General features: G+C 69.0%; 15 protein-coding genes. 10 read left to right on the plus strand and 5 right to left on the minus strand.

Features of this window, described 5'->3' with window-relative positions:
* Window positions 1-179 precede the first annotated feature (179 nt).
* The 3 genes from ACL58G_RS13865 (at window position 180) to ACL58G_RS13875 (ending at window position 4049) form a co-directional block, all read left to right on the plus strand.
* Complete coding sequence (locus ACL58G_RS13865; protein WP_413384339.1) at window positions 180-1628, plus strand: helix-turn-helix transcriptional regulator; 1449 nt, start codon at window positions 180-182, stop codon at window positions 1626-1628.
* Window positions 1629-1639: 11 nt separating this feature from the next.
* A complete protein-coding gene (gene sctC / locus ACL58G_RS13870) occupies window positions 1640-3565 on the plus strand; it encodes a type III secretion system outer membrane ring subunit SctC (protein WP_440967359.1) in 1926 nt (641 codons plus the stop codon).
* Between the two features lie 271 nt (window positions 3566-3836).
* Window positions 3837-4049 carry a hypothetical protein gene (locus tag ACL58G_RS13875; protein ID WP_440967361.1) on the plus strand — a complete coding sequence of 71 codons (213 nt, stop codon included), beginning with the start codon at window positions 3837-3839 and terminating at the stop codon, window positions 4047-4049.
* Window positions 4050-4107: 58 nt separating this feature from the next.
* Here ACL58G_RS13875 and ACL58G_RS13880 read toward each other — a convergent pair whose 3' ends face one another.
* Window positions 4108-5121: a hypothetical protein gene (locus tag ACL58G_RS13880; protein WP_440967362.1), complete on the minus strand. Its 1014-nt coding sequence runs from the start codon at window positions 5119-5121 to the stop codon at window positions 4108-4110.
* Between the two features lie 259 nt (window positions 5122-5380).
* Between ACL58G_RS13880 and ACL58G_RS13885 the strand changes: the two genes are divergently transcribed.
* Window positions 5381-6535 carry a hypothetical protein gene (locus ACL58G_RS13885; protein WP_440967364.1) on the plus strand — a complete coding sequence of 385 codons (1155 nt, stop codon included), beginning with the start codon at window positions 5381-5383 and terminating at the stop codon, window positions 6533-6535.
* 8 nt (window positions 6536-6543) lie between these two features.
* Here the strand turns inward: ACL58G_RS13885 and ACL58G_RS13890 are convergent, their stop codons facing one another.
* Window positions 6544-7359: a hypothetical protein gene (locus tag ACL58G_RS13890; protein WP_440967366.1), complete on the minus strand. Its 816-nt coding sequence runs from the start codon at window positions 7357-7359 to the stop codon at window positions 6544-6546.
* A gap of 206 nt (window positions 7360-7565) precedes the next feature.
* Here ACL58G_RS13890 and ACL58G_RS13895 point away from each other — a divergent pair, with 206 nt between their 5' ends.
* Together ACL58G_RS13895 and ACL58G_RS13900 are read left to right on the plus strand one after the other, a co-directional pair.
* Complete coding sequence (locus ACL58G_RS13895) at window positions 7566-8465, plus strand: type III effector protein (RefSeq protein WP_440967368.1); 900 nt, start codon at window positions 7566-7568, stop codon at window positions 8463-8465.
* Between the two features lie 2 nt (window positions 8466-8467).
* Entirely contained in the window at window positions 8468-9562 is a 1095-nt protein-coding gene (locus ACL58G_RS13900; protein ID WP_440967369.1) for a type IV pilus twitching motility protein PilT, read from the plus strand.
* Here ACL58G_RS13900 and ACL58G_RS13905 read toward each other — a convergent pair.
* Together ACL58G_RS13905 and ACL58G_RS13910 are read right to left on the minus strand one after the other, a co-directional pair.
* Window positions 9559-10860, minus strand: a complete 1302-nt coding sequence (locus ACL58G_RS13905) for a diguanylate cyclase (protein WP_440967371.1) — start codon at window positions 10858-10860, stop codon at window positions 9559-9561. The genes ACL58G_RS13900 and ACL58G_RS13905 overlap by 4 nt on opposite strands.
* A gap of 28 nt (window positions 10861-10888) precedes the next feature.
* Entirely contained in the window at window positions 10889-12685 is a 1797-nt protein-coding gene (locus tag ACL58G_RS13910) for a hypothetical protein (RefSeq protein ID WP_440967373.1), read from the minus strand.
* 255 nt (window positions 12686-12940) lie between these two features.
* Here ACL58G_RS13910 and ACL58G_RS13915 point away from each other — a divergent pair, with 255 nt between their 5' ends.
* The 4 genes from ACL58G_RS13915 (at window position 12941) to ACL58G_RS13930 (ending at window position 21484) form a co-directional block, all read left to right on the plus strand.
* Complete coding sequence (locus ACL58G_RS13915; protein ID WP_440967374.1) at window positions 12941-16108, plus strand: hypothetical protein; 3168 nt, start codon at window positions 12941-12943, stop codon at window positions 16106-16108.
* A gap of 31 nt (window positions 16109-16139) precedes the next feature.
* Window positions 16140-20291: a hypothetical protein gene (locus ACL58G_RS13920; protein ID WP_440967376.1), complete on the plus strand. Its 4152-nt coding sequence runs from the start codon at window positions 16140-16142 to the stop codon at window positions 20289-20291.
* Between the two features lie 87 nt (window positions 20292-20378).
* Entirely contained in the window at window positions 20379-20843 is a 465-nt protein-coding gene (locus ACL58G_RS13925; protein WP_440967378.1) for a toxin co-regulated pilus biosynthesis Q family protein, read from the plus strand.
* Between the two features lie 107 nt (window positions 20844-20950).
* Window positions 20951-21484, plus strand: a complete 534-nt coding sequence (locus tag ACL58G_RS13930) for an RNA polymerase sigma factor (RefSeq protein WP_413344480.1) — start codon at window positions 20951-20953, stop codon at window positions 21482-21484.
* Here the strand turns inward: ACL58G_RS13930 and ACL58G_RS13935 are convergent, their stop codons facing one another.
* Window positions 21485-22156: a response regulator transcription factor gene (locus tag ACL58G_RS13935; RefSeq protein WP_413384369.1), complete on the minus strand. Its 672-nt coding sequence runs from the start codon at window positions 22154-22156 to the stop codon at window positions 21485-21487.
* Window positions 22157-22470: the final 314 nt, after the last annotated feature.

The following is a 22470-nucleotide window of genomic DNA, read 5'->3' on the forward strand; positions in this document are numbered from 1 at the left end:
TGACGTATGCGCCGCGTTGGCGTTCGCGTGGGCTCGGGGAGGGAGCCCACCCAACCGGGATTTGAGGTTTGTTGATATTTGCGCTGCGGTTTGTTGAGATTTGTCGAGGTGGATCGCGCTTACCATGATCTTGTCGCCGGGATAACCCGGCAGCAAACAGATCAATCGGGAGGTGCACCATGTTTTCGACCATCTATTTCGCCCTGTGTTCCGGACTCGCACACCGCGCCGCCTTGCCCGGCTATGCCGGCGCCATGCTCGACGGTGCGGCCGAGCGCGCGTATTGCACCGTTGACGAGGTGCTCGACAGCACGGCGCGCAAGCTGGGCGAAACGGACGTCGCGCGCCTGGTGGCCGCCGGCGACGCGTCGTTGCTGCTCGGTTACGACGAAGACGCCGAGGACCTGTACCGCCGTGCGCAGAAATTCACCGTCAACGACAACGACCGCCTGCGCATCATGTCGTGCCGGAACACCGGCTGGCAGCTGATGATGCGCGACCGCTACGCCACGACGGCGAAATGCTTCGCCCGCATCGTGCAGGATGGCGCCGCCACGGCGGGCGAGCGGATCGAGGCCCTGATCGGCGTTGCGCTCGTGCAGCACCAGCTGGGCCTGCAGCGCGACGCCGACAACGCCCTGTTGCAGGCGGCCACGCTGGCCGACGGCCACGCCGAACCGGGCTGGCGCATCGTGATCGGCCTGCTGGCGCGCGAGTTCGACGTCCAGCTGGGCATCCGCACCTCCACCACCTTGAACGATCACGCATTCTGGAGCTCGGCGCAGCTGGTCCAGACCCTCGCCGGCAACGGGCGCGCCGACGTCACACGCAAGCTCACGGCCACCACGGCCATCCTGGCGCCGCTGCCGGCCCTGATCACGCAGCGCAACGACTACCTCGAGCGCCTGGCCGCGCTGGCCGGCGGCGACCGCCTCGCGTCCGCGCCGCTGATCGCCCTCGCGCACCAGGGGCACAATTTCCGTAGCGGCATGCAGGGCCTGCTGACCAAGATCGACATCGCGCTGGCGGCGTTCGCCGGCGGCCTCGACGACGTGGCCGACGCCGTGATGGGTAAGCTCAACCGCACCGAAACCGAGCTGGGCACGCGCCGCTGCAATTTCGACTATCTGTACTGCATGGCCCGGATCGCCGCGCGCCAGGGTAACCCGGTCCAGGCGCTCAAGCTCTACGCCAACTACACGGCCGAAGCGCTGCGCTGCCTGCGCAGCGAGGCGCCCGAGTCCGGCACGGTCCATCCGCAGGCGGGCCGCGCGCTGGCGGTCGACGACCTGTCGGCGCGCCTGCCGGCGAAATACCGGCGCGCCTACCGCCACATCGTCGAAAACCTCGAGCGCGCCGACCTGAGCACGCGCGAAGTCGCAGCCCAGATCGGCGTGACGGAACGGGCCCTGCAGATGACCTTCAAGAGCTCGATCGGCATGACGCCAGGCGGCCTGATCCGCAAGCTGCGCCTGGAGGGCATCCGCGAGGAATTGCTCAGCGACGCACGGGTCAACGCCTCGATCGTCGACACCGCCAGCCGCTGGGGCGTGAAGAGCCGTTCCGTGCTGGCCAAGGGATACCGGCGCCAGTTCCACGAGTCGCCGTCCGAGACCATCTACGGTTGAGGGGCGCCGTGATGAGCCCATCGACTCTCGCACGCCGGCGTCGGCCCTCGCGGCTCGCCACGTTCCTGGCGGCCGCGGCCGCCGTCGCGGCCATGACCGCGTCCGCGCCCGCCCACGCCGAGCGCATCCCCTGGCAGAGCAACCGTTTCGAATACGTCGCCGACCGCAAGGACCTCAAGGACGTGCTGCGCGACTTCGGCGCCAGCCAGCACGTGATGACCTGGATCTCGCCGCAGGTCGAGGGAAACGTCACCGGCCGCTTCAACAGCTCACCGCAGCAATTCCTCGACAAGATGGTCGCCTCGTTCGGCGTGCTCTGGTACTACAACGGGGCCGTGCTGCGCATCTACGGCGCCAACGAGGCGCGCACCGCCACGCTGGGCCTGCAGCATGCGGGCACGGGCGACTTGCGCCAGGCGCTGGCCCGGCTGCAGATCGAGGATCCGCGCTTCCCGGTGCGCTACGACGACGTATCGCGCACGGCCGTCGTATCGGGGCCGCCGCAGCTGGTCGACCTGGTCAGCGACGTCGCGCGCCTGATCGACCGTGTCCAGGTCAAGGGCGATACCGTCGTCGTGCGGCGGTTCCCGCTGCGCTACGCATCGGCCACCGACAAGACCATCACGATCAACGGGCGCAGCGTCGGCGTGCGCGGGGTCGCGGGCCTGCTGCGCGGACTGTACGGGCAGCAGGCCGCGGGCACCGGCGCCGAACCGGCACCGGTGCGGCGCGACACCTACCGGATACCGAGCCTGCGCGAAGCCCAGGACGACGGGGTGGGGCGCGTGCCGAACAACCGGGTGCCGCCGCTACCCGCGCTGTCCGGGCTCGGCGCCATGACGCCGCCCGCGCCGCCCGCCGCGCCGGCCGGCGCACCTTCCGGCATGTCTGCCGGCCTGCCTCCCGGACTGCCGGCGCCGGCGCGCGCGCAGGACGAGGAGCGCGCGCCGGCGCCGGCGGCCGGACCGTCGATCGAAGCGGACCCGCGCGGCAACGCCATCCTCGTGCGCGACCGTGCCGAGAACATGCCCGCCTACGCCAGCCTGATCGAGTCGCTCGACATGCGCCCCGGCGTGCTCGAGATCGACGCGACCATCATCGAAGTCACCGACAACGCGCTGAACGAACTGGGCATCGACTGGCGCCTGCACACGGGCCACCTCGACCTCCAGACCGGCAACGGCCAGGCGCAGCAGGCCGGCAATCCCGACTCGCTCAATCCGGGCGGCTTCGGCGTCTTTCCGGTATCCGGCGCCTTGCCCGCCACGCCCCAGGGCGCTGTGCTGACGACGGTGATCGGCAACGCCGGCAAGTACCTGCTCAACCGCATCAGCGCACTGCAGCAGAAGGACCAGGCGCGCGTGACCGCCAGCCCACGGGTCGAGACGCTCGACAACGTGGAAGCGCTGATGGACAGCAAGAAGACGTTCTACGTGCAGGTGGCCGGCTACCAGTCCGCCGACCTGTACAGCGTGTCCGCCGGCGTGTCGCTGCGCGTGCTGCCGTCGATCATCACGTCGCCCGGCGGCGCGCAGCAGATCCGCATGGACGTGCACATCGAAGACGGCAAGCTCACGACCCAGCAGGTGGGACAGTTGCCGGTGGTGAGCAACAGCACCATCGATACGCAGGCCCTGATCAACGAAGGCGAGAGCCTGCTGATCGCGGGCTACTCCGTCACGCAGGACGACAACACGGAAACGGCGGTGCCGGGCCTGTCGAAGCTGCCCGTGATCGGGGACCTGTTCCGCTATCGCAAGCACGAGGGGCAGCACTACCAGCGCATGTTCCTGCTGACCCCGCGGGTGCTGTCGCCGGCCGTCGGCGGGATCGGCGCGACGGAAAGCGCGCGCCAGGCCGCCGTGCCCGCCCCCGCCAGGAAGCCGCGCCTGGCTTGCCGCATGAAGCACGCGGCCGCGCCCGTGGCCGTTCCCTGAGACGCGCCGCAAGCGGCCGGGCCGTTCAGTCGCGACTGAACGGCATGACTCCCGAATCGCAATTCTCCATGTGCCTGGCTGCATGAGTGCAGCGGCAGCGTGCTGCCGTTTCACGCGTCCATTGCCGGGCTTACGTGTTCCGGCACGATACTGTTGCATCCTCCACCTGCCCGTAACGCCGTTTTTAAAGGCTGTGTTCGCGCGAGTCATGTGAACGTCAAATCGTCGCCGTGGTCATGCGAATCGTCGAGATAGCTCATCGGGAGCGGCGATGCGCAGCCTGTCGTTCGACGAATTGTTTGCCTTGCTGTCCGCGGTGGAATTGTCGGCCAGCGCGCTTGCCCGTTTGAGGGAATGGATCGCCAGCATTGCGCATCCGGCCGCGTGCAACGCCCCGGCAGGGACACCGCTCGCCATGAGTGAGGCCGCCGCAACGCGCTGTCACGCTCCTGGCGACAACGCTCATCAAAGAAAAAGCGGGTAACGACGCATGGTCGTTACCCGCTTCGCCGTGACGCCGCTTGCGCACGGATCGCAGGCTTCTACACCCGCTTGACGTTGCGCGTAAACGCATCGTTCTTCGTCGGCGGGATGAAGATTTTAGGCGACTTGTCGCTGCCCTTGTCGTCGTCCTTCCCGTCCTTTTCTTCTTTCTTGTCTTTCTTGTCCTTCTTGTCCGCTTTCTTGTCGTCTTTCTGCCCGGTCTTCCCGGTCTTGTGCTCGCCCTTCGACGGCTTGGACGGTTCCGACACGTGACTGGTCGTGGACGTGTGGCCGCCATTCTTGCCGCGTCCGCCCGGGACGAGCGACGCCGCCGTCAGCACTGCGGCGCCGCCGAAGACCGCGTCGCTGACGGTGCCGTTCGCCAGCGCGGTCGCGCCCGCGTTCGTGCCGGTCTCCACCGCCGATTTGACCACCTTGCCGACATTGCCATGCATCAGGCCGGCAATCGCGCCGTTGATCTGGTCGTTGCCGATGTGCAGGGCCGACAGGGCCGAGGCCGCGATCGTGGTGCCCATGCCTTCCGGGGTCAGGTCGGCCGCCAGGTTGAGCGCATCCTCGCCGACGTGGCCGAGTTCGCCCATCATCCCCTTCAGGTCGCCATGGGCCAGGTCCTTGACGGCGCTGAGCGAATGTTCGACGATGCCCTCGGCCGAATTGACCAGGTCCTTCAGGCCCGCGTCGGTGCCCTTGTTGACCGCATCCTTGACGGTTTCCAATCCTTTTTCGACATCCGCGACGAGGTGGTCGAAGCCCTTGCCGAGGTGGAGGTCGCCGAGCGTCTTGAGGGCCATGTCGGCGGTGCCGGTGGCCGCGTCCGCCGCCGTCTTTTCCAGGTCCGAGCCGAGCTTGGCGAGGTCCTGCAGCGCCAGCTTCATGTTGCCCTGCATGAGCGCTTCGGTCAGGTCGAGCGCATCCTTCAACACGTTGAGGACGTCGTGCGCCAGTTTCTTCGCGAGGTGCTCGACGCCGTGGGCGACCGCGCCGGCGGCCTTCTCGATATCGTGGCCGAGATGTTGAAACGCGTGTTTCATTTTTGTAAATATACTGCTCATGCTGTGCTCCTCGATGCGCCGGTGCGCGTTGGGTTGCGGGAGAGTGAAAAGGTTTGGCCGCGCAGAATCGCAAACGCGATCCTCCTGGTACGTAGCGTAAGAGAATGGCGGTCCCCCGCCCGGGCCGGGATGCGAAGAGGTGCGGTTGGCGCCGAAGTCAGGCCGGCGCTTCGCCGGGACGGGCCGCGCTTCGCTGGCGGTCGCGCGGGCGCGCCGGCGGATCCCTAAGATGGCGGCCATTCGCATTCAAGGAATCCGCATGACACGCATACACGGCGCCGCCGCGTATCCCACGCCACCGGCACTCGACTCGACGGCCGATGTGGCCGCTACCTCCCGCGCGGCCGGCGTTTCTCGCAGCAGGGGGAACACGACGCTGTTGACACCGGGTGCGCCCGACGTCCTCGCGGCCAAGTCATCTGGCGGCGCCGGTAGCCGGGCCAGGGTCGCGTCGGCCCGCCTGTTCGCCGGACCCGCCGCGCCGGACGAGGTGCCGGACGACGTGACGGACGTGGAGCCTGACCCGGGCGTCGCACTGTTCGTCGCCATTTCCCGGCTGTGCCGCCCCGGCGGCGACCGGCTCGATCCGATGTTCACGTACCGGTTGCGCGGCGAGCCGGCGAGCGTGCAGGCGCGGTTGTTCAAGCTCGCCGCGTACCCGCGCATGGCCGCCGGCACCGGCGACGCCGGGTTGACCTGGAGGGCGCAGGCGCTGCGCGACGTGATCGCCACCGCCGGCGTCATGTACATGCCGGTCGTGCTGTACTGCGACGTCGACGCGGCCGCCGGCGCGGGTCCGATCGAGGCGCTGTTCGCCATGCCCTCGGCGCGCGCCACGACCATCCTGTGGGCGCATTGCGGCGGCGTCGGGCGCTTCGTCGAGCAGCCCGTCGACCACGCCGCCTGTCTGCGTTCGATCCTGGCCGATCCGTGCATGGGGCACGTCCACGTCGACCTGGCGTGGTCGCGCATCGCGCGCCAGATCATGCTGCGCACCGGTGCGGACGGCCGGGAGATGCCGGACCACGCGTCGGTGCGGGCATGGGCGCGGCTGATCGACGATCACCCGGACCGCTTCCTGTTCGGCTCCGAGGCGCTCGACGCGCGCGAACGGGCGGCGCTGTGGCATGCGATCGATGCGCTGTACCAGCCATTGCTGGATACGTTGACGCCCGCCGCGCGCCGCGCCATCACGACCGGCAACTACGAGCGCCTGGTGTTGGATGCGCGGCCGCGCATGCGGGCGTTCGCGCGGCACGTGCTCACGCCGGCGTTCGTCGGGCAGGACCTGCGCGCCTGGGAGCACGCCCGCGGCGGCGACGGCAGGCGCTTCGATCCCGACGCCTTGCGCGCCGTGCGCGATGCGGCGTTTGCCGGCGCTGCCGTGGATGCGGACGGCACGCCCCCGGCCTGACCGCCGGCTCAGACGTCGCCGTTGCGGCGGCGGCGCGGCAGGAACCGGTTGGGCAGCCCGGTCAGCAGGTTGGTCATCCGGCCCGCAAAGTACGAATGACGGTTCTCGCGCGCGAACGGGTCGGCGTAGACCGGATTCGGATTGTGGTTGAGGTAGTAGAGCGGCGGCTGGGGCGCATGCGCCTGCAACGTGTGGCTGAGGACGAACTGCGGCGCCGGCGGCGGCGTCGCCGCAGGTCCGGCCGCCGGTGCGGGCTGCGCCGTGTGCCTGGCGCTGTTCGACGGCTCCGCCGGTGTGTTCGGCGCAGGCTCGGCCGCGGGCGCGGGCGCAGACTGCGTCATGTGACTGAGGACGTACAGTGGTTGCGGCGGCGCGGCCGGCGCAGGTTCGGCCGCCGGCGCCGGCGGCGGCGCGGGCGCCGTCATGTGACTGAGGACGTACAGTGGTTGCGGCGGCGCGGCCGGCGCAGGTTCGGCCGCCGGCGCCGGCGGCGGCGCGGGCGCCGTCAGGTGACTGAGGACGTACAGTGGCTGCGGCGGCGTGGCCGGCGCAGGTTCGGCCGCCGGCGCGGGCGGCGCCTGTTCGCGCCGCATGCGTTCCGAGAACGCCGCGAATTTCGTGCCCAGGTCGACGCGCGCGTGGTCGCGGTTCAGCGTCTCCGTCGCATAAGGGCGCGGCGCGCGCGCCTGCAGTTCCGGCGCCACGGGTCCGCCGCGTGCGGGACGCGGGGCGGGGGCGGGCCTGGGGGCCGGTGCCGGTGCCGGGGACGACGGGCCCGGGTCGTTCACCGGTCGGAAATAATTTGTGATGCGAGCTTGTGGCATGGGGACCTCGGTCGGTTGGTCGGCACGTCCAGCATAGGACGCCGTGCGTGCCGGGCGCGGCGCGGATGCGATCCGGTCGCCCCGCCAGCGAAGTTTCGCATTCCCGGCGCCGCGCTTCGCATCGGCGCCGCGGTCCGCCGGCCGCCGGGATTATCGTTGCGCCACCGCCGACACCGCTCGGCCCACCCGAGAAAGCGAGAGACCTCATGACCGCATCGACCGACCCCCGCGTGCAATCCATCATCGAGACGATCGACACCTGCCTGGCGCAGGCCGAACGCCTGCCCGGCACGGCCGCGCACGATGCGATCTTCGATACCGTGCCGGCGCTCAAGGCGCGCATCAATGCCACGCTGGCCGGCGACGCGCAGGCCGAGGCGCAGGCGCTGGACCACCTGGCCGCCATGTTCGAGCGTTTCAAGCAGCGCCGCCCGGTCGCGCGCCTGCCGTATTCCCCGCTGCTCGACGGGCGCTACCCGTTCCGCGACGCGGCACACCGACCGCTCCACATCGTCGCCGTGTCGGACGGGCCGGACCGGTTCGGCGCGTGCGAGGATCCGCGCCGCGAGGCGGTGCTGCCGTTCGTCGATCCCGATGCCGGCGAGGCGGCGCTGGCCGCCGCCTACCGCGACCGGCTGGTCTGCCGCGCGATCACCGCCGCCGACCTCGCCGATCCGCGCGAGCGCGTGCTGGTCGGGCAGCTCGGGGTATTCGCCGCGCGCGACCTGCGCAGCGGCGAATGCCTGGGGGTGTACGGCGGCCAGTTGCTGACGCCGGCCATGTACTTCGCCTGCGCCGACGATGCGTTCATCCTGTCCGCCGTGTCGGGCGAACACTTCGCCTTCATCGACGGCGAGAATATCCTGGCGATGGCCAATACCCGGCTCGCCTACGACGCCGCCGGCCTGCCGGTGGCCCAGGCCGGAGACGGGTACAACTTGACGGTGGCGCGCTTCCACGTCATCGCCGAGGGCGGCCGGCGCTTTTCGATCGGCGCGTTCTTCGCCGCCGGCGACGTCGCGGCGGGCACCGAACTGCGCTGGAACTACGGCCACTCGGCCGAGGTCATCGCCGCCGTGTATCGCCCCATGTACGTCGCCGGCTAGCGATGCCCCACGAGTTCAGTCTTGTCCGCGACCTGCTGGACGAATTGGTGACCCTGGTGAATTCCGACCAGACGTTTTCGGATATTCACCTGGAACAGGACATGCCCGTGATGATCAAGACGCCGCGCGGCTGGCGCCAGGCCGGCGCCGAACCGGTCACGCTGGAGGACATGGCGCCCGTGCTCGGCGCGATCGACGAGGCGTGGCGGGACAGGATCGCCGACGGCGCCGTCGACCGGCCGTTCGCGCTGACCGATTACCGGCTGCGCTGCAACGTCTACCGGTCCGCGGGCGGCGCCAGGGTCACGGTGTCGATCCGGCGCCTGCCGTTGCACCCCATCCCGCTGGCGCAGACCGGGTTGCCGCCCCACACCCGGTTGATGGTCGAGGCGACCCGCGGCGTCATCATGATCACCGGCCCCACCGGTTCGGGCAAGTCGACGACGGTGGCCTCGATGCTCGACCATATCAATGCCACGCGCAGCGCCCACATCGTCACCATCGAGGAACCGATCGAGTACCGGCTGCAGCGCAAGCAGTCGATCATCTCGCAAAAGGAAGTGCCGACCGACACCGCGACCTTTTCCTCCGGCCTGCGCGAAGCATTGCGCCAGAAGCCGGACGTGCTCATGGTCGGGGAAATCCGCGATGCCGACACCGCCGAGACGGTCCTGCATGCGGGCGAATCCGGGCACCTCGTGCTGGCGACGATGCACACCAACAGCGCGGTCGGCGCGCTTTCCCGGCTGCTGGCGTTTTTCCCGGCCGAGCAGCGCGACCAGCGCGCGGCCGCGCTGGCGCGGTCGCTCGTCGGCGTGATCTTCCAGAGCCTGGTGCCGAGCGAGCAGGGCGACGCCGTGGTGCTGGCCCACGAAATCCTCTTCAATCACAACCAGCAGCTGGCGCGCTTCATCGCCGACCCGGGCAAGGTGCACCAGCTCGAGGATGTCCTGCGGCGCAGGGAAGACAGCATGTCGCGCAGCCTGAACGACGTTCTGGTCCAGCTGGTGGCGCAAAAGGCCGTCGCGGCGCGCGATGCCATGCGCGCCGCGTACAACCGGCTCGAGCTGCACGACATGCTGGGCAGCGCGCGTTAGCCTTGTGCGCGTCCGGCCCCCGCGCGCGCCAGCGCGACGCGGTTGCGGCCCGCGTGCTTGGCCTCGTACAGGGCCTCGTCGGCCAGGCGGAACAGGTCGGCGGGATCGGCGCCGCCGCCGGCGACGTCCAGGTCCGCCACGCCGGCGGAAAAGGTGGCGTGGAACACCGTCTCGTCGGCCTTGAGGCGCACGGTGGCGAACAGTGCGCGGATGTCGTCGAGCACGTGGGCCGCCGCCGCCGCGCTCGTCCCCGGCATGATCACGGCGAATTCCTCGCCGCCGTAACGGCCGATCAGGTCGCCGTGGCGCAGGCGCTGCTGCAGGATGTGGGCGATGGCGCGGATGACCTGGTCGCCGACCTGGTGGCCGTAGGTGTCGTTGATTTTCTTGAAGAAATCCAGGTCGACCATCGCGAGCGCCAGCGGGCTGCCGTCGCGCCTGCTGCGCGCCATTTCGCGCAGCAGTTGTTCCTTGATCGAGACGTGGTTGTACAGCCCGGTCATGCCGTCGCGCATGATCAGGCTGCGCAGCGCGCGTGAGCGCTCGACGCGCATCATGACCGCGAGCGCGAGGTCCGCGCGCGTGTCCGGCGGCGCCAGCAAGTCGTCGACGCCGGCCGCCACGGCGCGCCGGCGCGCCGCGGGATCGCGCTCGTCCGACAGCACGAGTACGGGCAGGTCGAGGAAGGCCGGGTCCTGGCGGATCAGCATGGCCAGGTCGACCCCGTTGCAGGCCGGCGTGTCGACGTCGATCACGATGGCGTCCGGGTGGTGCCGGCTGAGGGTGGCGATCAGCTCGAGCGGCTTGTGCAGCCGCAGGGCTTCCATCCCGGCCTGCGCCAGGGCCCCTTCGATCCCGTCGAGGCGGGCGGCATCGCTGGCGACCACCAGCACCCGGCAGGGCGGCTGCTCCAGGCGCTGGGCCAGCGTCTCGATGCGCGCCTTGAGATCGTCGACGTCGAACGGCCTGGCCAGGAATCCGTCCACGCCGGCGCGGGCGGCCGCGAGGCGCGCGTCGAACTTGTCCAGGGGGGCCAGCCACAGGATCGGCACCGGCGCCGCGCACTGCGCGCGGATGGCCCCGGCGCGGGCCGGGTCGCCGAAGCGGCTGCCGCGGCTGGCCGGATCCACGACGATGCAGCACAAGCCTCCCAGCGTGGCGAGCTGTTCGAGCTGTGTCGCGACCGTCACGTCGTAGCCCGACGCGCGCAGTTGCAGCGCGGTGTCGCGGGCGAGGAGGGCGTTGTCGCCGAGCAGGCAGATGCGCCTGGCCGGCTTCGGTGCTTCCAAAAACTGCATCGTGTCGATCCTCATGTCGATGGCGTTCTTACCTGGCGCCGAACATCCGGCGCAGACGGCCCGGGCCCGACTTCTTCGCGGGAGCCGTCAGCGCCGCCACCCGCGCATCCTGCTGGGCCTTGATCTTTTCCAGATGCGCCTTGACCTGGGCCGGCGTCTCCTTCGCGCGCGGCTCGGGGGCAAGCCGTTTCCCGTGCACGTCCACGCCCGCGCCGGCGTAGGCGGCATCGCGTGCGGCGCGCAGGGCATTCGGATCGATATGGGGCCCGGCATTGACGCGGGTGTCGCCCGACGCGCGCAGGCGCTGCTCGACGAATTCCGGCGTGAGCACGTGCTGCTCGAACGCGCGCACCTTCGGCCGCGCGTCGACCAGCAGGCGCTCGTAGTTGCCGGTCTTGACGGCGATCCGCGCTTCCGGCGTCAGCTTGTCCAGCAGAGGCTTGTACAACACCCCGGTCTCTTCCCAGGTCCCCTTTTCCTGCGGATTGAGCGCGTCCGAGCCGAACAGGAAGCGGTCGGGATGATCGTTGATCAGCTGCGCCCAGGCCTGGATCGATTCATGATCCGGCACTTCCTTGCCTTCGGCGTCGGTCTTCAGCACGATCTGGCGCGCCACGCGCGACCACGAAATGTCGATGTTGATGTGCTTCATTTCGGGGTTGGACAGGATCGAGCGCAGGTTGTTGGCGTGGTCGACCGGCTTCTGGACGAAGCGTCCGACGCCGCCGCAGTGCGCCCAGATAATGGTCGTGTCGCGCGTTTCGGGCGAGGCGAACAGCTGTTTCAGGTTGTCCAGGTGCTCGGGCTGGCCAAAGCCGTTGGCGCGCTGGTTGGCGGTCGAGTCGACGTCGCAGTGCAGGACCACCGGCATGCCGACCACGCCGGCGGTGGCCACCAGATTCTTGAACGATTGCACGTTGTCGGTCAGGTTGGCCTGGCGCGCGCCTTCGTACTGGCTCTGCACCAGTTCCTTGTGAATCGTCACCTCGCCCACGCCGGTGAACATGCCCGGGTGCGTGGCGAGCTTGAACAGCAGCGCCTGGGGGCTCAACGGCGAACCCAGGTGCAGGCCGGTGACCATCGGATCGAGGCGGTCGCGCTCGGCCTCGCTCAGCTTGGAAATGTTCATGAACAGCGCGGTGTCCGCGTCGACCTGCTGGTTCAGCATCAGGTGGGCGCTGCCCTTGATGGTCTGCTCGACCTCGGCCGTCAATTCATGCGGCTTGATGTTGGCAAACTGCGCCGGCACGTAGTACGACTCGGCCGGGATGTGGTTGTGATCGCCGTGATCGCCGCACGGCATGACGTCGGTCGGAATCGGCGACATCACCGAGCGGTGGATACCGACCTGGTCCATCATCTTGAGCATCTCGCGCGGCGTCATGCCCTGCTGGGTGTAGTTGGTGGGGTGGAAGTGCGAGTCCGACATCCAGTGGCCGGTCGTCAGCTTGCCGGCCAGCGCGGCGGGCAGGCGGGTCGGCACGTCGCCCTGCTTCATCTTCTCGAGCGTGGTGGTCATGGCGCCGACCAGTTCGCCGGTCTTGCGCGGCGAGCCGGCGTGCGCGCCTTCGGCCTGCTGCGGCAGGTCGGCCACCGTCACCGATGCGCTCAGGTCGTCGAAAATGCGGGTCGTCGCGACCCTGATCCGGTTGCCCGCACTGGCGGAGGATTTCGGCGCCGACGTGGCCGGGCCGCCCAGCGAACCCAGCGGCGAGCCGCTCTTGCTGCGCGACGCGCGCGGCGTTTGCGAGGTGGACGCGTGGCTCCCTGCCGGGTCCGATGTCGGTAGCGTCGAATGCGAGTGTGCTTCGTTAATGCGTGTCATATGGGTTCCTTGAATAAATGCCGCACAACGGCTGTGAGGCGCGGGGACAGCTTAATAAGGCGCTATCGCGCGCACGGCGCCGCCAGCGAAGCGGAGCCCCCCGCAGCGAAGCGCCGGCTGGGTTCGGGTGGCGCTTCGCTGGCGGACACGGCAGTTCGCCGCGAGCCTGCCGCCGGTGCGCGGCGCCAACCCATACTTGGCCAACCTCGGCAAGCCTGTCCGGGGCACGCGCTACCCACTTTCGTAGAGACGCTCATGCCATCCCCGACCCGACTTTCCGGCGCCAGCTCATCCGACATCCATGAGATCGCCGACCCGAACGCAACGCCGGCGCAGCCCGCGCGGCAGGAGCCGACCCGGCCCTCGCGCACCCGCCAGAACGACGGCTGGATCGCGGCCATCAAGCGCACGCTTGCCCCGCGCCCGATGACCACGTCGAGCTCGGTGCTCGGCAGTGTCACCAAGGCGCGCCCCATGACCGCGCGTGCCAAGCTCGGCCTCGCACCCGAGGAGGCGCACAAGCCGGACCCGCGGGCCACCACCCAGGCGGCCGCCCTGCGGCACGGGCGCAACGTCGCCCGGACCGTCGGCGGCGCGTCCCGGACCGGCCCGGCCCGGGTCGCGCCGGACGCGCCCATCGTCGAACCGGGCGGCACCGAGGCGCTGGCCGCGCGCCTGTTCAATCGCGCCGGCCTGGGCGACAGCCATGTGCTGCCGGCCCAGATCGCGGCCGACCTGCGCCTCTACCTGGCCGCGCCGGCGGATGCCGGTGCCGACGTGGCGGCCGAAGCGGTCGGGCGCCAGGAACTGGTGCTGCGGCGCCTGTCCCAGGCCTTCGGCAACGACGCGGCCGCCGCGCGCGGCGCGCTGGACGGCCTGGTCGCCGCCGCCAACCCGCTGGCCGTCGAGCATGGCGCGTTCGAGCTGGCGCGCCGGCTGTCCGTCACGGCGCTCGGCCATTCGACGCTGAACGCCCTGTGTTCGCTGGACCGCCCGCGCCCCGACGACGGTGCGCTCAACACGGCCATGCGCAACGACGCCCAGCGCCTGGCCTTCACGGCCGCCAACGCCCTGATCGATGCCTTGCCCGAGGGCGCGCCGCGTCCGGCCAGCCTGGCCGAGGTCAGCGAGCTCGCCGTCGCGGCGCTGGCACCGCACGACCGGCCGCACGGCACGCCGTCGCAGGCGCCGCCGGCGCCGATGAAGGGCAACGTCAGCCTTGCGGCCAAGGCCTTCCTGGCCGCGCAGCAGCTGGCGGCGAGCCCGCAAGCCGAGCCCGAACGCCATCTCAAGAACGCCTATTTCTCGTGGCGCTGCGGCTTCACCGAAGAGGGCCCGGGCACCCCGCTGGCGCGGGCCCAGGCGCGCATGTTCAAGCTGTCGCGCTATGCCCGGCGCGCCAGCAATCCCGGCATGCTGGCGGCCCTGCGGCGCACGTTCGGCTTCAACAAGTCGCCCATGTCGGCACTCTCGATGGGCACCGGCGGGGCCAGCCTGCGCCAGCCGGACGAGGACTTCCTCAAGGCCGACGTCATCCAGGACCTGGGCGAGGTGCTGAGGGAACGGGCGCAGGCGCGCGGCACGGCCCCGCTGGACGGACGTATCAGCGCTGCGCTCAAGGGCGCCGCGCTCGAGCAGTGGCACACGCGCATCGCGCAGAAGGGCTGGCGCGACAAGACCACCGTCACGCCCGCCATGCGCAAGCGCATCGCCGCGCGCGCCGCCGAGCTGGCCGGCGTCAGCGTGAGCGAGGTCAAATTGAGTCCCACTTATCGGGAGCTCAAGGGCACCCGTTCCGTGCTGCGTCCGCGCGGCGGCGCGCAGCTCGACGTGGCCACCCTGCGCCAGTGGATCGGGCAGTGCGAGCCGGGCGACACGGAAGAGGCCGCCTTGCGCGCCGGTGCCGATCGACTCGCCACGCTGGAACACGATGGGGAAGTGCCGCTCGACACCTCCACCCCGCAAACCGTGCTCCAGAACTTCAGGCGTGTGATCACCGAGCCGCGCATGACGTACGACGTGCGGCTGACCAACGGCGGCCAGTACGGCATCAACTTCAATGTGCAGGAAGTGCTCAACCTCCCGGGGATCAGGCACCTCCCGGTCCTGCCCTTCGTGCTGGCCGGTCCGGACGCCAGGCTGATGCGCGGCCGCATGGCGATGATCAACGGCGGCTCGTCGGCCAACCACGGGCAGCTGTTCATCGGCAGCGACCGGCGGCTCTCCGGTCACCTGGGCGCTTCCGCCACCGCCGGCGTCAACCTGCTGGGCAAGCGCCTGAGCGTCAGCGGCACGCTGCAGGCGCTGCCGTTCATGGTCGACACGTCCAGCCCGAAAGGGGTGATGGTGCGCTGCCGCTTCCAGCCGATCGGCCCGGCGCCGGCAGGCCATCCCGATCCGTGGCGCGCCAAGCTGCTGTCCGTGGTCGATGCCGCCACCGCGAGCGGCCCGAGCGGTGGCTTGCCGACCGACGTCAACGCCATGTGGGACGCGCTGTCGCATACCTTCTACAAGGACCCCGACGTGTCGCTCAACTGGCTCGACTCGAGCGGCACCTCGGTATCGAGTTCGGTCGGCGCGTCGGCGGGCGCGCGCTACCAGCACAACGACTACAAGGTGGGGCCGAATGCCCAGGTCAGCGCCAGCAAGACGTGGTCGACCCGCCTGCGCAGACAGGAAACACCGGGACCGTTGCGCGCCGAATATGCCGCCAGCTCGAGCTCGCGCCAGGTCGGCGTCGGTGCCACCCTGGTCGCCGGCGCCCCGCCGCTGGGCGATTTTTCCGGGGAGACCGGGCACGTCAAGTCGGTTGTGCTGCCGAGCGCGTCGATCATCGGCTTCAGCACCACCATCCTGCATTCGGAAATCGGCTCGGTATGGCGCATCGCCGAGGAGGACGGGCACATCGACCCGGCGCTGAGCTACCGCGACACGACCTTCACCAGCATGAAGGAGATGAAGCGCTACGTCGACAGCCGCCGGGCCGCCTGGGACCAGGTCTATCCCAACCAGCCGCCCGATGCGCCCGATCCGGCCGAGCCGATCGACAATTACCTGGCCCGCGTGGAGCACGACGCGACGGCGGGCAACCAGCTGTTTGCCGAGCGGGTGTGGCTGCGTCCGGATGCGGCGCGCCAGATCAACGTGCTGCGCGAACTGCGCGACGCGGTCGTGGCGCCGCACGCGCGGCCGGACCCGGACCAGGCGGCGCAGATCGCCGCGCGCAACGCGCAGATCAGCGCCCTGCTCGAATCGGACCAGAGCTGGGACAAACGCTTCTTCTATTCGCTGGAAATCACCGGCCAGTCGCGCGCCGTCGGACCGAACTTCATGGTCGCCGGCCAGCAAGTGTCGGAGGTCTCGCATCCGCACCAGTTGAGCGTGCTGCGTGCCGAACGTCCGGTGCCGCCGGCCGGACAGTAAGAACCGATCGCAAGAATATCAGGAGACCAGGATGACCAGGATTAAGTCACCAACCACGGCGAGCCTTGCCGCCCAGCCGGGCGGCCTGCCGTCGGCACAGACGATCGCGCCGCGCAACAAGATCAAGATCAGCAAGCTGGGCGGCACCATCGGCCTGAACGTGTTCGGGACGAAGGGCACGGAGAATACGTGGAAGTTCAACGGCGACAAGAAGAAAATCACTGCGAACTGGCGCAAGTACGACCTGCCGCCAGAACAGCTCGGCAAGACCGGCGCGAAGAGCCTGGACACGATGCTGGCGCGCGCCGAGCAGCGCAACCAGACGCGCCTGCCGGACGTGGCGCGCGAGGTCATGGCGCGCACGGATCCCGTTGCCGGCCAGATCGCCGCGCTGGAAGCGCGCCTGGGCGCGGCCAATGCGATCGCCGATACGGCGCCGTCCGATTCGCCCATCCACGCCACCGTCGCCCGGCTCAAGGGCGACCTGGCGGAGCTGCGCCAGCAGGCGAAAACGCCGCTGGCCCAGCGCAGCGCCGCGCAGCGCGACATCGCCGCCGACTCCCTCGACAACGTGCGCGCGGCGGCCGACCAGGCACTGGAAGCGTTCACGGCCGAGCCCGGTGAAGCGACGAAGACGGCCTACGAGACCGCGCGCACCGACCTGATCGGCGCGTCCGTGCAAAAGTTCTTTCACGGCTACCGGACCCTCAACGACCACGTGAGCGACCAGGGCCGCGCCAAGGGCATGGCCCTGATGATGCCCGTCCTGGCCCGCCAGCTGGAACTGCCCGCCAAGTACCTGGAAGGCGAGGCGGCGCTGGAGATCGCCCAGGCCAAGCTGGAGAGCCGCAGCCCGCCGGGGGCCGAGCTGGGCGAGGACCGCGCGGCCCTGCGCGACGCGCTGGTGGGGCGCCGCGTGCGCGACCTGACCGCGGGCCGCGCCTACGAGCTTCCCGGGACGAAGCCGCTGCCGGCGGAAGCGCGGCACTGGCAGGCCGAAGCCGGCAAGCTGGAAGACCTCGGCGCCAAGTTCGCGCTCGCCGGCCAGCTGCTCGCCGACACCACGCCGGCCCTGAAGGAGCGGGTCGGCACCATGCAGCAGACCTGCATGGACGACCTGGTCGCGCACCTGCCGGCGCTGGTCGGGATGACGCCGGCGCAGCGTACGGAAACGCGGGAGGTGCTCGGCGCGCTCGCCGGCAAGCTGCGCCAGACGGCGGGCGACACGCTGCACAAGGACGCGGAACTGGCGCCGATGCAGCTGATGCACATCGTCGACATGGCGGAAAAGGCGACCGGCGGTGATCCGGCCCGCTGCATCGACGTGTACCGGTCGCTGGCCAACGAGAGCGTGCACCAGGTCATCGGCGCCGCCGTCGCGCACCTGAGCGAAGGCACGCCGGCCACCCAGAAGGAGCAGGATCTCGTGGCGATCTGGCAAATGGGCGCGCACCAGCTGCCCGATGCCGTCAATTCGCTGCTGGCCGCCAACCCGGAGCACCGCGCCGCCAGGGTCGACTGGCGCGACGTGCAGACGTTCTTCCGCTGCACGCAAGAGCACCAGCGCCTGTCGGCCGAACCCAACGGCGACCCGGCGCACAAGGCGCGCATGCTGTCGGCGATGAAGAGCATGCGCACCGAACTGGCCACCGGCGAGAAGCCGGCCGTGGGCACGCCCGAGCGGCGCGACTGGGCCATGGTCAAGAGTGCCGTGTGGCACCACGACAACCTGCGGCACGTGGTGCAGACGTTCGAAGGCTTCAAGACGCAGATGGCGTTGCCGAGCACCGTGGTCAACCAGGTCCACCAGCAGTTCGACGCCAAGGGGCGCGGCGAGGTGACGCAAGAAGTCCGGACGCAGTTCAAGCAGGTGCTGCACGACTTCAAGGGGATCGCCGAGGCGGCGCTGGCCAGGCCCGACGCGACCCTCGCCCAGCAGGGCAATGCCAAGCTGCTGGTGGCGCTGTGCGACTACATGGAAAAGCACCGTGGTTCGGAAAAGCTCCTGACCGCGGCCAAGCGCAAGCTGACGGGGAAGGAAGGCACGTTCAATGCCGGCAGCGAGATCTGGTCCAATTCCCTGAAGGGCAAGGACAAGAAAGCCATCCTGGAGGCCGCCGGATCGCACATCTCGGTGGCGCGCGCCGATGCGCCGCTGCTGCGCAACCTGCAGCAGGGGCACAGCGCGCTGGAATTGCTGCAGGACGCGGTCAAGGCCGTCCTGCCCGAAGCGGAGCGGGGCGAACCCATGCACCGGCTGGCGTCGCTGGGCAACCTGGTCCGTCTGGCCAAGGGCGAGCCGCTGGCGGGGCCGGAGCAGATCCGCACGTTCCTGCACGACGCGATCGACCGCACGTCGCTGGGCGACCGCACCGACACCATCAACGGGAAGCAGTTCAAGCTGGCCATCCCGCTCATCCTGCCGATACCGTTCGCCAGCCTGAGCGCCACGTTCGGGACGTCGAAGAGCTCCGGCACCATCGTCAACGTGCAGGCCAATAACGACTGCGTGCAGTTGACCTTGGGGCGCATGAAGGAAAAAGCGGTCAGCACCAGCCTGGGCGCGTCGATGGCGCCGGAGATCCTGAGTGCGCACGCGGAAAAAGCGCTCAAGAAGACTTGCCTCGACGTACGCTTCCCCGGCTTGAGCTGGAAGAAGGAGGAGAAGCTGCGTACCGACCCCGCGGTGGTGCTGAAGTTCTCGATCGAGCCGGTCAAGGGCCTGCGCGACCTCGACGAAGCGCGTACGCAGCTCAAGAAGGCCGTCGACATCCTCGTCGACTGGGACCCGCAAAAGCCGGAGTACCAGCAATACGGCTCGGCGTACGAAGCGTTGTGCGACAAGCTCGATTCCCCCTTCACGATCGACGACGAGGTGCGCCAATACACGACCGTCAGCAATGAAACCGCGCTCACGCCGGGCCGCGTGGCGCTCAAGTACAACAAGGAGAAATTCGGCGCCACGCCGAAAAAGTCGAACGATCCGGTCCGCACCGGCGCCGGCGCGACCGTGAAGTTCGCGGTCAGCGAGGACAAGATGGCGTCGGTCAACCAGCAAAAGGCGCGCGAATTCTACGATACCGTCAAGAAGACGCTGACCACGGACGTCTTCTTCGGCATCAACACCCGCCATACCACCGCCGAGACGAAGAAGAAGACCGGCATCACCGACGGCAAGAAGCTGCTCTCCGTGCCGGTGCAGGCCGGGGCGACGGGCTCGCTCACGGCGAACGTCGGCGGCAGGGAATACAAGGACAAGAAGCCGGTCGGCACCGACAAGCTGAAGGCGTACAAGTCGGAATACGGCGATTACAGCCGCGACATGAACAAGGCGATGGATGTGCTGCTCGAAGCCTTGCCGTCGGTCAGCAACCGCGTCCAGGAAGTCGTCGACAAGGGGTTTCGCGACCAGCTCATGGCGAAGCTGGCCGGGCCCGCCGCCGCGAAACTGGCGGAACGCCGGCAGGACGTCGACCAGTTGCAGGCCGAGATCGCGGTGCTGCAGCGCCGCCTGGCCGGCAGCGATCCGCACGCCGAGATCCAGGAGGAGCCGTTGTCGGAAGCCGAGGCGGCGGCCCTGGCCGCCGAGCTGGCGGTCAAGCAGGACCTGCACGCGTCGCTGGTGGAAAAGCTGGCCGGCACCACGGTCGACGGGGTCAGGAAGGAGATGGTCGACAAGGAAGTCGCGAAGATGTGCGGGGAAGTGCTGATGAACTTCGTCCGCGCCCTCATGGAAAACAAGACCGACCGTTTCTCGGTGAAGCTGGAATCGAAGCAGCAGTGGGCCCACCGCGGCATCGAAGCGGCCATCGCCAATGCCGAGGCGGCGGGGCACCACGGGATGGCGGCGGTGATGCGCGCCGTCGATGCCGAGATGTTCGAGGGGGAGCGCGACCAGTCGGTCAAGTACCTGGTCGCGGCCGGGGACATGAACAACAAGGTCACGCAGTTCGACTGGAAGAATCCCCTCGTGTTCCGGCGCCGGGAAACCAAGGGCATGACCGAGGATCCGATCCCCGATACCCGCACCGCGACCTTGCAGCCCACCGCCGACCGCCTGGTCGAGGTGCGCGAAGTCGGCACCCCGTTGACGGACTTCCAGGCGGCCATCGTCAGGGAGAGCCTGGCGGAAGTGCGCGCGCAGGCCAGGGAGCGGGGCGCGAACGCCGGCGGTGCCGCGTGAAATAAGCGGCGCACGGGCGAACCGGATGCGGCGTGGCGCAACTCATCATGAGTCCGTCACCCCGTCACCACGACCAAGGAAACCATCATGCATCCGGTAATTCACTCATCGTACGCCCGCGGCACGCTGGCCGCTCTCGTCATCGGCGCCGTGCTGTGTCTGGCCGCCGGCGGCGCCCGCGCCGCGGGTCCCGCGCCGGCCGCCGGCGCGTTCTTTTCGACCACCCCGATCAGGCCGCAGACGTTGGACGACGACGACTGCGACGACACCGACGCCGACGCCGTGCCCGCGCGTCCCGCGGCCGTGCCCGTCTGGGACGTCACGCCGGCCGACAAGACGCTGAAGGCCGCGCTGACGCGCTGGGCCGAGGCGGCGGGCTGGCAGCTGGTGTGGGAGCTGCCGATCGATTACGCGGTGTCGGCGCGCACCGGGATCAAGGGCAAGTTCACCGACGCGGTGGAGGCGGTCGCCAGGAGCATGGCGACCGCCGACACGCCCATGAAGGCGATTTTCTACGACGGCAACCGCGTGCTGCGCATCGTCGCCAGGTAACGCGAAAGCTCAACAATTCTCAATGTCTCAGCAATGCTCAAGGATTGGCTTTTTGCGCGAATTCCACTGATATGTTTGATCCATCGCAACGTTACTGGAGATCAAACATGACGATGGAGTCGAATGGCGCCGCCGGCGTACCGCAGGCACTGGACATGGACCAACTGTTCCGCACGCATCACCGTCATCTGCTGCGCTTCGTCCAGCGCTACATGCGCAATCCCGAGGACGCGGAAGATGTCGTCCAGCAGACCTTCATCGAGGCGCTGCGCTGCGCGGACCGTTTTGCCGGGCTCTCCAAGCCGTCGACCTGGCTGTTCGGCATCGCCCTGAACCTGGCGCGGCACCAGGTGCGCCGCAACTGCGCCCAGGCCCACGACGCGCTCGACGAAGCGGCACTGGAACAGGTGGCCGATGCCCATGGCGACCCGGCCGTGCTGCTGGAATGGCGCCAGACGGCGGCGATGGTCGACGCGATGCTGAATGCGCTGCCCGCCCGGATCCGCACGACGTTCGAAGCGGTGCTCGACGGGGGCTCGACGTACGAAGAGGCGGCCTGTGAAATGGACATCCCGGTGGGCACCGTCCGCTCGCGCGTGTCGCGCGTCCGGGCCGCCGTGCGCGCCGGATGCGGCCGCTGATCATTCCGGCAGGTCGGGGGCGGAATCGTCCGGGACGGCGGCGGCGTGTTGCCCCGACAGTTCCAGCCGATACCCCTGGCCGTACGCGGTGCGGATGCTGACGCCGCGTTCGGCACCCAGCTGCAGCTTCTTGCGCAATTTGTACACGTGCTGCTCGATCGTGCGGCCGGCGACCTCGCTGTCGGAACTCCAGATCGACGTGCCGATGGTCTCGCGCGAGATGTACACGCCGGGCGACGAAAAAAACATCCACGCCAGGCCGAACTCGCGCGACGTCAACATGATCGGCGTGCCGAGGTAGGCGAATTTGCTGCTCTCGCGGTCGAGCGAAAAACCGGCCAGTTCGATGCGGCGGCGCGCGCCGCGCGGATTACTGCGGCGCACCAGCGCATGGGCCCGCGCCAGCAATTCGACCGGTTCGAACGGCCTGACCAGCAGGTCGTCGGCGCCCGCATTGAGCACCAGTGCGGTCATGTGGGCGTCGCGTACGGGCGACATGGCGAGAACCGGCGTATCGTTGCCGGAACGGCAGTTAAGCCAGGACACGATGGCGTCGTCCGGCGTGGGCGCGGCGTCCAGGTCGATGAAGATCAGGTCGAATTTTTGCCGCAGCAGGGCACGAAACAGGACGACTTCGGACGTGAAGTGCGTGCATTCGGCACCGGCTTGCATGAATGCGGCACGGACGACTTTCAGGACGGATGTGTTAGTTATCAAACATGCAATATTCATTCGCATCTTTAACTGAGCCCGATTGTTCGGTAGGGGCGACGCCGCTTGATGCGTGCCGGATGGCGAGGTCGACGTGAATGATGGGTATCATAATTGCAAACGGTTATTTTGTCCTGTTGAATAATCTCTGCCGGAGCCGGGCGATAGGGGAAATCCACGTTGTCAATCGTACCGTGTCATCCTGGAAATGGATGGTATAGTCGGTCATTTGACAGAATTGCCGGGGCCGCAAACTGGTCCAAACGGCACAACCT

This window comes from Massilia sp. GER05 (assembly GCF_052056005.1).
Taxonomy (GTDB): domain Bacteria; phylum Pseudomonadota; class Gammaproteobacteria; order Burkholderiales; family Burkholderiaceae_D; genus Telluria; species Telluria orientalis.

Coding starts and splice junctions, on each gene's coding strand:
- ACL58G_RS13875 (WP_440967361.1), top strand. CDS start 3,837: ATGCGCAGCCTGTCGTTCGACGAATTGTTTGCCTTGCTGTCCGCGGTG.
- ACL58G_RS13880 (WP_440967362.1), bottom strand. CDS start 5,121: ATGAGCAGTATATTTACAAAAATGAAACACGCGTTTCAACATCTCGGC.
- ACL58G_RS13890 (WP_440967366.1), bottom strand. CDS start 7,359: ATGCCACAAGCTCGCATCACAAATTATTTCCGACCGGTGAACGACCCG.
- ACL58G_RS13885 (WP_440967364.1), top strand. CDS start 5,381: ATGACACGCATACACGGCGCCGCCGCGTATCCCACGCCACCGGCACTC.
- ACL58G_RS13865 (WP_413384339.1), top strand. CDS start 180: ATGTTTTCGACCATCTATTTCGCCCTGTGTTCCGGACTCGCACACCGC.
- ACL58G_RS13930 (WP_413344480.1), top strand. CDS start 20,951: ATGACGATGGAGTCGAATGGCGCCGCCGGCGTACCGCAGGCACTGGAC.
- ACL58G_RS13905 (WP_440967371.1), bottom strand. CDS start 10,860: ATGCAGTTTTTGGAAGCACCGAAGCCGGCCAGGCGCATCTGCCTGCTC.
- ACL58G_RS13935 (WP_413384369.1), bottom strand. CDS start 22,156: ATGCAAGCCGGTGCCGAATGCACGCACTTCACGTCCGAAGTCGTCCTG.
- ACL58G_RS13915 (WP_440967374.1), top strand. CDS start 12,941: ATGCCATCCCCGACCCGACTTTCCGGCGCCAGCTCATCCGACATCCAT.
- ACL58G_RS13910 (WP_440967373.1), bottom strand. CDS start 12,685: ATGACACGCATTAACGAAGCACACTCGCATTCGACGCTACCGACATCG.
- sctC (WP_440967359.1), top strand. CDS start 1,640: ATGAGCCCATCGACTCTCGCACGCCGGCGTCGGCCCTCGCGGCTCGCC.
- ACL58G_RS13900 (WP_440967369.1), top strand. CDS start 8,468: ATGCCCCACGAGTTCAGTCTTGTCCGCGACCTGCTGGACGAATTGGTG.
- ACL58G_RS13920 (WP_440967376.1), top strand. CDS start 16,140: ATGACCAGGATTAAGTCACCAACCACGGCGAGCCTTGCCGCCCAGCCG.
- ACL58G_RS13925 (WP_440967378.1), top strand. CDS start 20,379: ATGCATCCGGTAATTCACTCATCGTACGCCCGCGGCACGCTGGCCGCT.
- ACL58G_RS13895 (WP_440967368.1), top strand. CDS start 7,566: ATGACCGCATCGACCGACCCCCGCGTGCAATCCATCATCGAGACGATC.